The organism is Cyanobium sp. Lug-B (assembly GCF_024345635.1).
Taxonomy (GTDB): domain Bacteria; phylum Cyanobacteriota; class Cyanobacteriia; order PCC-6307; family Cyanobiaceae; genus Cyanobium; species Cyanobium minutissimum.
The window spans coordinates 1-8,061 of the sequence record NZ_JAGQBM010000094.1 but is presented as its reverse complement, the minus strand read 5'-3'; the positions used below and the strand labels follow the sequence as shown (position 1 = coordinate 8,061).

The 8,061-nt window shown below is 70.7% G+C and carries 9 protein-coding genes; 7 read left to right on the top strand and 2 right to left on the bottom strand.

Annotation, left to right across the window (positions count from 1 at the left end; all coding sequences use genetic code 11):
* From KBY81_RS15735 to KBY81_RS15710, 6 genes are all read left to right on the top strand, one after another.
* Positions 1 to 1,005: YcjF family protein (locus tag KBY81_RS15735; RefSeq protein WP_254977009.1), on the top strand; the 1,005-nt coding region annotated here is incomplete at its 5' end.
* A 157-nt stretch (positions 1,006 to 1,162) separates the two neighbouring features.
* Positions 1,163 to 2,239: a photosystem II q(b) protein gene (gene psbA, locus KBY81_RS15730; protein WP_015108033.1), complete on the top strand. Its 1,077-nt coding sequence runs from the start codon at positions 1,163 to 1,165 to the stop codon at positions 2,237 to 2,239.
* Between the two features lie 176 nt (positions 2,240 to 2,415).
* Entirely contained in the window at positions 2,416 to 3,441 is a 1,026-nt protein-coding gene (locus tag KBY81_RS15725) for a metal ABC transporter substrate-binding protein (protein ID WP_315861237.1), read from the top strand.
* Positions 3,442 to 3,445: 4 nt separating this feature from the next.
* Complete coding sequence (locus KBY81_RS15720; protein ID WP_254977008.1) at positions 3,446 to 4,237, top strand: metal ABC transporter ATP-binding protein; 792 nt, start codon at positions 3,446 to 3,448, stop codon at positions 4,235 to 4,237.
* Entirely contained in the window at positions 4,234 to 5,106 is an 873-nt protein-coding gene (locus KBY81_RS15715) for a metal ABC transporter permease (protein WP_015108030.1), read from the top strand. Before KBY81_RS15720 ends, KBY81_RS15715 begins: the two co-directional genes overlap by 4 nt.
* Positions 5,103 to 6,293, top strand: a complete 1,191-nt coding sequence (locus tag KBY81_RS15710; RefSeq protein ID WP_254977007.1) for a DUF4336 domain-containing protein — start codon at positions 5,103 to 5,105, stop codon at positions 6,291 to 6,293. Before KBY81_RS15715 ends, KBY81_RS15710 begins: the two co-directional genes overlap by 4 nt.
* A 3-nt stretch (positions 6,294 to 6,296) precedes the next feature.
* On the opposite strand, the gene KBY81_RS15705 is transcribed toward KBY81_RS15710, so the two are convergent.
* Both KBY81_RS15705 and lepB read right to left on the bottom strand, forming a co-directional pair.
* Positions 6,297 to 6,656, bottom strand: coding sequence for a DUF760 domain-containing protein (locus tag KBY81_RS15705; RefSeq protein WP_015108028.1), 360 nt, complete (start codon positions 6,654 to 6,656; stop codon positions 6,297 to 6,299).
* Positions 6,657 to 6,705: 49 nt separating this feature from the next.
* Positions 6,706 to 7,329 (bottom strand): signal peptidase I, encoded by a 624-nt coding sequence (lepB, locus tag KBY81_RS15700; protein WP_254977006.1) that lies wholly within the window; start codon positions 7,327 to 7,329, stop codon positions 6,706 to 6,708.
* A gap of 53 nt (positions 7,330 to 7,382) precedes the next feature.
* On the opposite strand from lepB, the gene KBY81_RS15695 reads away from it, so the two are divergent.
* On the top strand, positions 7,383 to 8,061 hold a 679-nt coding region (locus KBY81_RS15695), incomplete at its 3' end, for a thiamine pyrophosphate-binding protein (protein ID WP_254977005.1).

Genomic DNA, 8,061 nt, shown 5'->3' with positions numbered 1-8,061 from the left:
GCCGCCTGGGCCCCCCAGCTCCAGGCGGCCCTGCGCGGCCGGCTGGCCCTGAGCCTGCGCTGGGGCGAAGCCCTGCCGGCGGTGAGCCGGGAGCGCCAGTGGCCGGAGGGCTTCGCCGCCGCCGACGTGGTGCTGTTCCACCTGGTGACCCCGCTGCGGGCCGCCGATCTGCGCTGGCTGGAGGCCGTGCCTCCGAGCCAGCCCCTCTGGCTGCTGGTGCAGCCGGAGGCTCCCTGCGACCCGGCCGTCCTGGCGTCCGAACTGGCCTCCCAGTGGCCCGGCGCCGCCGCCGACCGGCTGCTGCCGTGGGACGGCAGCCCCGAGGCCCTGGCCACCAGCCTGCAGCCCCTGGCCCGCTGGCTGGTGGCCGAGGGCCCGTCCCTGCGCCGGGCGACGCCCCTGCGGCGCATCGAGGCGCTGCACCGGCGCTGGCAGGCCGACCTGGAGCGGCTGCGGCGGCAACGGCTGGTCCAACTCCAGCAACGCACCCAGTGGATGGTGGCCGCGGGGGTGTTCGCCGCCCCCCTCCCCTCCCTGGATCTGCTGGTGCTGGCGGCGGCCAACGGCCTGATGCTGCAGGAGATGGCGCGCCTGTGGGGCTGCCCGTGGAGCGCGGAGCAGCTCAAGGCCGCCGCCATGGAACTGGGCAAGGCCTCCCTGTTGCTGGGGGTGGTGGAGTGGAGCAGCCAGGCCCTGCTGGCCGCTGCGCGTCTCCATGGCGCCACCTGGGTGGTGGGCGGGGCCATTCAGGCCCTGAGCGCGGCCTATCTGACGCGGGTGGTGAGCCATGCCATGGCCGATGTGCTGGCCCTCTCCGCCGGCGTCGAGGCCCCGGACCTGGAGCGGATCAAGCGGGAGGCTCCCCTGCTGGTGGCCCGGGCGGCCGAGGCGGAGAAGCTCGACTGGTCCCGCTTCCTGCAGCAGGGCTTTGCCTGGATCAGCCAGCAGCTGGGGCCAGCGTCTTCGCCATCGCTGGCCGCCCCGTCCCTGCCGCCGGCGGTGTGACGAACATTTCATGAACTCACTTCATGAATATTCATTGCGAATCCACCCGATTGCCTGAAGGTTCATTGCTGCCCGGTTCGGATTCCCTCGGGGTTACTTAATGTGAATCGACCTCCCTTGTGGAGGTATCACTGCCTATCCCTACCGTCTTACTTCCATGACCACTGCCATTCGCAGCGGCCGCTCGGAAAGCTGGGAAAGCTTCTGCGCCTGGGTCACCTCCACCAACAACCGCATCTATGTCGGTTGGTTCGGTGTGCTGATGATCCCTTGCCTGCTGGCCGCCACCATCTGCTACGTCGTCGCCTTCATCGCGGCCCCCGCCGTCGACATCGACGGCATCCGTGAGCCGGTCGCCGGCTCCCTGATGTACGGCAACAACATCATCTCCGGCGCCGTTGTCCCCTCCAGCAACGCCATCGGTCTGCACTTCTACCCCATCTGGGAAGCCGCCAGCCTCGACGAGTGGCTGTACAACGGTGGCCCCTACCAGCTGGTGGTCTTCCACTTCCTGATCGGCATCTCCGCCTACATGGGACGCCAGTGGGAGCTCTCCTACCGGCTGGGCATGCGCCCCTGGATCTGCGTCGCCTACTCGGCCCCCCTCTCGGCGGCCTTCGCGGTGTTCCTGATCTATCCCCTCGGCCAGGGCTCGTTCTCCGACGGCATGCCCCTCGGCATCAGCGGCACCTTCAACTTCATGCTGGTGTTCCAGGCCGAGCACAACATCCTGATGCACCCTTTCCACATGCTGGGTGTGGCCGGTGTGTTCGGCGGCTCCCTGTTCTCGGCCATGCACGGCTCCCTCGTCACCAGCTCCCTGGTGCGTGAGACCACCGAAAGTGAGTCGCAGAACTACGGCTACAAGTTCGGCCAGGAGGAAGAGACCTACAACATCGTGGCCGCCCACGGCTACTTCGGTCGCCTGATCTTCCAGTACGCCTCCTTCAACAACAGCCGCAGCCTCCACTTCTTCCTGGCCGCCTGGCCCGTGGTCGGCATCTGGTTCACGTCCCTGGGCATCAGCACCATGGCGTTCAACCTGAACGGCTTCAACTTCAACCAGTCCGTCCTCGACAGCCAGGGCCGGGTGGTGAACACCTGGGCCGACGTGCTCAACCGCGCCAACCTCGGTTTCGAGGTGATGCACGAGCGCAACGCCCACAACTTCCCCCTGGATCTGGCCACCGTGCAGTCCGTTCCCGTGGCCCTGCAGGCTCCGGCGATCGGCTGATCCCCGCGGCACCCGCGGTCGGCTCCGGCCCTCGGGCCGCTCTCCGATCCACCCCCCGCCCCCTCCGTCCCCTGCGGACGTCGAGGGGGCTTTTCCTTGGCGGCCATCCGGCCGTAGGGGACCCGCAGCGGCGGCCAGAATGTTCACTCCAAGCTTTCTGCTCGCCAACGGTCCCCATGCCCCAGCACCGCCATGACGGCCAGGGCCACCACGACAAGGCACCGCGGCTCCCTCTGAAGCGGGCCCTGGTGGCCGCCGCCCTGGTGCTTCCCCTGCTGGGCAGCGGCTGCACCCCCGGGCCCCGGAGCGGTGCCCCGTCCCCCACGCCGTCGATGACGGGGGCGGCCCCGGGGGCCAGCAACAGCGCCGGTGCTGCGGACCAGCGCCCCCTGGTGCTCACCACCTTCACGATCCTGGCGGACATGGCCCGCCAGGTGGCCGGCGATCGGGTGCGGGTGGAATCGATCACCCGGCTGGGGGCCGAGATCCATGGCTACGAGCCCACCCCCAGCGACCTGAAGCGGGCCTCGGGGGCCGACCTGGTCCTGGAGAACGGCTTCGGCCTGGAGCGCTGGGCCCAGCGCTTCTACGCCGGCCTCCCCGACGTGCCCCATGTGACCCTCACCGAGGGCATCACGCCCCTGCCGATCGCCGGGGACGCCTACCAGGGCAAGCCGAACCCCCACGCCTGGATGTCCCCCAGGCTGGCCAAGGTCTATGTGGAGAACATCCGCCGCGCCCTCACCCGGCTCGACCCCGCCGGCGCCGCCACCTTCCAGCGCAACGCCGCGCGCTACAGCGCCGAGCTGGACGCCCTCGACAGGGAGCTGCGGACCTCCCTGGCCCGGATCCCCCCCGGCCAGCGGGTGCTGGCCACCTGCGAGGGGGCCTTCTCCTACCTCGCCCGCGATTACGGCCTCACCGAGGCCTACCTGTGGCCGGTGAACGCCGAGTCCCAGGTCACCCCCCAGCGCATGGCCCGCCTGATCGCCCTGGTGAAGGAGCGCCGGGTGCCGGCGGTGTTCTGCGAGAGCACGGTCAGCGCCGAGCCGCAGCAGCAGGTGGCCAGGCAGTCGGGGGCCCGTTTCGGCGGGGTGTTCCACGTGGATTCCCTCTCCCTGCCGGACGGTCCGGCGCCCAATCTGCTGGAACTCCAGCGTCATAACGTGGAGACCCTGCAAGCGGGTCTGGCGGGGAGCTGAACCGATGCCCTCTCGCCCCACCCCCTGCGCCGGCAACGAGCGCATCGCCGTTCGCAATCTCTGCGTCGATTACCACGGGGTGGTGGCCGTCCATGAGGCGTCCCTGCATCTCGATGCCGGCACCATCTGCGCCCTGGTGGGGATGAACGGGGCCGGCAAATCCACCCTGTTCAAGGCCCTGATGGGCTTCGTGCGCCCCTCGGCCGGCAGCATCGCCATCAATGGCCTGCCCCTGCGCCAGGCCCGCCGGGCCCGGGCGGTCGCCTACGTCCCCCAGACCGAGAGCGTCGACTGGAACTTCCCGGTCAACGTCCAGGAGGTGGTGATGATGGGTCGCTACGGCAGCATGAATCTGCTGCGCCTCCCCCGTCCGGTCGACCGGGAGGCGGTGCGGGAGGCGCTCAAGCGGGTGGACCTGTGGCCGCTGCGCCACCGCCAGATCGGCGCCCTCTCGGGCGGCCAGCGCAAGCGGGCCTTCCTGGCGCGGGCCCTGGCCCAGGGCGCCTCGGTGATGCTGCTCGATGAGCCGTTCAACGGCGTCGACATCCGCACCGAGAAACTGATGATCGAGCTGTTCGAGCAGTTCCGCCGCGAGGGGCGCACCCTGATGATCTCCACCCACGACCTGGCCCACGTCACCAGCTTCTGCGACCAGGTGGTGCTGATCAACAAGACCGTGCTGGCCTACGGCGAGACCTCCTCGGTGTTCACCAGCGAAAACCTGGCCCTCACCTTCGGCGGCCTGCGGCTGGAGGGCGAGCCGGCCGGCGACGCCGACCCCCACCAGGCGCCATGACGGCCGTGCTCACCTGGCTGATCGAACCGCTCCAGCAGGAGTTCATGGTGCGGGCCCTGCTGGTCAGCATGCTCGTCTCCTGCGTCTGCGGCCTGCTCTCCTGCTACATGACGCTGAAGGGCTGGGCCCTGATGGGCGATGCGGTGTCCCATGCGGTGATGCCGGGCGTGGTGATCGCCTATGCCCTGAACCTGCCCTTCGCGGTGGGGGCCTTCGTCTTCGGCGTCGGCTCGGTGGCCCTGATCGGCTACATCAAGCAGATGACCCGGATCAAGGAGGACACGGTGATCGGGCTGGTGTTCACCGGCTTCTTCGCCCTCGGCCTGACGCTGATCTCCAAGGTGCGCAGCAGCATCGACCTCTCCCACATCCTGTTCGGCAACGTGCTGGGCATCAGCTCCTCCGACATCCTCCAGACGGTGGTGATCAGCGTGCTGGTGCTCACCGTGCTGCTGGTGCTGCGCAAGGACCTGATCCTGTTCTGCTTCGATCCCACCCACGCCCGCTCCATCGGCCTCCACACCGGCGTGCTGCACTACCTGCTGCTGTCGATGCTCTCCCTGGCGGCGGTGGCGGGCCTGCAGACCGTGGGCATCATCCTGGTGGTGGCGATGCTGGTCACCCCGGGGGCCACGGCTTACCTGCTCACCGATCGTTTCGACCGCATGGTGTGGCTCTCGATCCTCTCGGCCGTGATCTCCAGCGTGGCCGGGATCTACTGGAGCTACTGGATGGATGCCTCCACCGCCGGCTGCATCGTGCTGGTGCAGACGCTGCTGTTCCTGCTCTGCTTCCTGCTGGCGCCGCGCCATGGCCTGCTGGCCCAGCGGCGCCGTTCGCCACGGGCCTCCCGTTTCCCGTCCGCGTGAGCGAGCCGGCCACCGAACCTGCCACGGTCCCGGCGGCGGACCAGCGCTGGCCCTGGTGGCCCCTGCTGCCCCTCTACCCCTACGGCCGCCGCCGCACCCTGGTGCGGGAGCTGGTCGCCGGGCGTCTCTGGAGCTTCGAGCAGCTGCAGGGGGTCTGGTACGTGGCGGTGCCGATCCGCATGCTGGTGCTGCGGGTGCGGGAGGGGCTGCTGCTCTATGCCCCGGTGCCCCCCACCGCCGAGGTGCGCGCCCGCCTGCGGGACCTGGAAGAGCGCCACGGCCGGGTGTGCACCATCGTGCTGCCCACCGCGTCGGGGCTGGAGCACAAACTGCCGGTGCCGGCCATGGCCCGGGCCTTCCCGGACGCCCAGGTGTGGGTGGCGCCGAAGCAGTGGAGCTTCCCCCTGCCGCTGCCGCCCGCCTGGCTGGGGTTCCCCGCCCGTCGCACCCGGGAGCTGCTCAGCGATGGGGTGCCCCACGGCGACCAGCTCGACTGGCTGCCCCTGGGCCCCCTGGATCTGGGGCTGGGCACCTTCCTGGAGATCGCCTGCTTCGATCGGGCCAGCGGCAGCCTGCTGCTCACCGATGCCCTGGTGGCGATCCCGCCGGAGCCGCCGGCGGTGTTCGATCTCGATCCCACGCCGCTGCTGTTCCATGCCCGCGAGCGCGGTGACGAACCCTTGCGTGATGATCCCCAGCGGCGGCGCCGGGGCTGGTGGCGGCTGGTGCTGTTTGCCACCTACCTGCGCCCCAGGCCCCTGGTGATTCCCCCCCTGGGCGAGGTGCTGCGCCATTGCCTGGCCCCGGGCTGCCGTGACGCCCGGGCCCACTTCGGCTTCTACCCGTTCCGTTGGCAGCCCGGCTGGCAGGCCGACTTCGAGGCCCTGGCTCCGGGGGGCCGCAGCAGCCTGCAGGTGGCGGCGGTGCTGGAGCGGCTGGTGTTCCCCCGCCAGCGGGCCGCGCTGGTGGCCTGGATCCGTGTGCTGGCAGGGCTGAAGGACCTGCGCCGGGTGGTGCCAGCCCACCACGATGCCCCCGTCGCCAGCTCGGCCGAGGAGCTGGCCGCCCTGGCGGATCGGATCGAAACGGGGGACTGGGCCCCTGATCAGGGAGCCTGGGAAACCCTCGCCGGCATCGACCGCACCCTGGTGGGGTTGGGGCTGGTGCCGGGGGAAGGGGACGGCTGAGGCCTAGAGCTCCAGTTCACCGGGGTCGTCGTCAAGGCCCCCCTCGAAACCGCCGCTGCCGAGCATGGCCGTCTCCAGCTCCATGCGCTGCTCCATCTGGCGCAGGAAGTACCCGGTCATCATCGCCGAGGCCAGCAGGCCGGCGAGATTGTCGCGGCTGGCCTGGATCTTCACTTCGAACTGCTCGCCGGGGAGCATGCCCAGCAGACCCTGAACGTTGTGACGGATGATGTCCTGGATGTCGCCGGTGGCCGAGCGCGCCACCCTCTGCAGCACGTCCGGAGACTGTTCCTGCAGGTACTGAATCAGCGAATTGTCGCTGATCGCCTCGTTGTCGGCGGTCAGGAACTCCGGGTTGAACATTTCCCCTCCGGTGTGCTCTGCAACACGGCATGCACCCTAACGCAGGCTTTCAGGTGCTTTCTCCCCCGTGGGGAGGGGAGAACCCAACCGGTCCGAACCGGGCCGGAGGCCAGTAGCGCCAGATGGCGGTGCCGATCAGGTCGCTCTCCGGCAGGGGGCCCCAGAGGTGGGAATCCAGGCTGGCATTGCGGTTGTCCCCGAGCACCAGCACCTGGCCGGCGGGAACCAGCAGGGGCGCCAGGTCGTAGTCCATCGGTTCACGGGCCCAGTCCGGCTCGGCGGGGGAGCCGTTGCGCCAGAGACGGCCACCCTTCACCTCCACCCGATCGCCGGCCACCGCCACCACCCGCTTGATCAGGGCCGCACCGGGGTCATAGCCCGCCTGCTGCAGGGCGGCGGGCGGATGGAAGACGACGATGCGGCCAGGCTCCACCCCCGACCCGAAGCGGGGGCTGAGCTTCTCCACCAGGACCCGGTCCTGGAGCTGCAGGGTGGGCAGCATCGAGCCCGACGGGATCCAGCGGGGCTCCACCACCGTCCAGCGCAGCAGCAGGGCCACCAGCACCCAGAGCAGCAGGCGGAACAGCTGCGGCCCGAGGCCCCTGACGCCACCGGGAGGGGCCGACGGCGACGCCGGCGGCGTGGGGGTGGGCGTGGCGGGGCCGCTGCCCATGGCAAACCGTCCGTGAGGATGATTCCCCCATCCTGAACACCGGAGCGCCCCCCTTGGCCGGGTCCCCGACATCGCTGGCCAATGTGCGGGCGGCCCTGACGCTTTTGGGGGCGCTGCGCCGGGGCGGCCTGATCCATGGGGTGCTCTGCCCCGGCAGCCGGTCGGCCCCCCTGGCCGTGGCGGCCGCCCTGCTGGAGCCCGGGGGCCTGCGGCTGCACACCGCCATCGACGAGCGCTCCGCCGCCTTCTTCGCCCTCGGCCTGGGCCGGGCCAGCGGCCAGCCGGCGGCCGTGATCACCACCTCGGGCACGGCGGTGGCCAACCTGCTGCCCGCCGCCGTGGAGGCCGACTTCGGCTCGGTTCCCCTGCTGCTGCTCACGGCGGACCGACCGGCCAGGCTCAAGGGCTGCGGCGCGAACCAGAGCGTCAACCAGGAGGTGTTCCTGGTGGGCAGCTGCCGCTGGCTGGGCGAGGGCGACCCGGAGGGGTTGGCCGCCATGTCCCCCGCGGAACTGGACGCCCTGGCCGGCCAGGCCCTGGCCGCCGCCCGGGGCGATGGGGCCGGCCGCTCCGCCGGCCCGGTGCACCTCAACCTGCCGTTCGACGAACCCCTGCATGCGGACGGCACGGATCTGAGCCGGCTGGCCGCCGCGCTGGCCGGGGAGCCGCCGCCGCCCCCGGCGTCGGGGGCCCTGGCCACCCGCGTAGGCCGCCCGGCTTGCCCCGTGTCCC

Excerpts from the sequence above, each read along its gene's own strand:
- KBY81_RS15715 (WP_015108030.1), top strand. The coding sequence starts at position 4,234 with ATGACGGCCGTGCTCACCTGGCTGATCGAACCGCTCCAGCAGGAGTTC.
- KBY81_RS15725 (WP_315861237.1), top strand. The coding sequence starts at position 2,416 with ATGCCCCAGCACCGCCATGACGGCCAGGGCCACCACGACAAGGCACCG.
- KBY81_RS15720 (WP_254977008.1), top strand. The coding sequence starts at position 3,446 with ATGCCCTCTCGCCCCACCCCCTGCGCCGGCAACGAGCGCATCGCCGTT.
- KBY81_RS15705 (WP_015108028.1), bottom strand. The coding sequence starts at position 6,656 with ATGTTCAACCCGGAGTTCCTGACCGCCGACAACGAGGCGATCAGCGAC.
- lepB (WP_254977006.1), bottom strand. The coding sequence starts at position 7,329 with ATGGGCAGCGGCCCCGCCACGCCCACCCCCACGCCGCCGGCGTCGCCG.
- psbA (WP_015108033.1), top strand. The coding sequence starts at position 1,163 with ATGACCACTGCCATTCGCAGCGGCCGCTCGGAAAGCTGGGAAAGCTTC.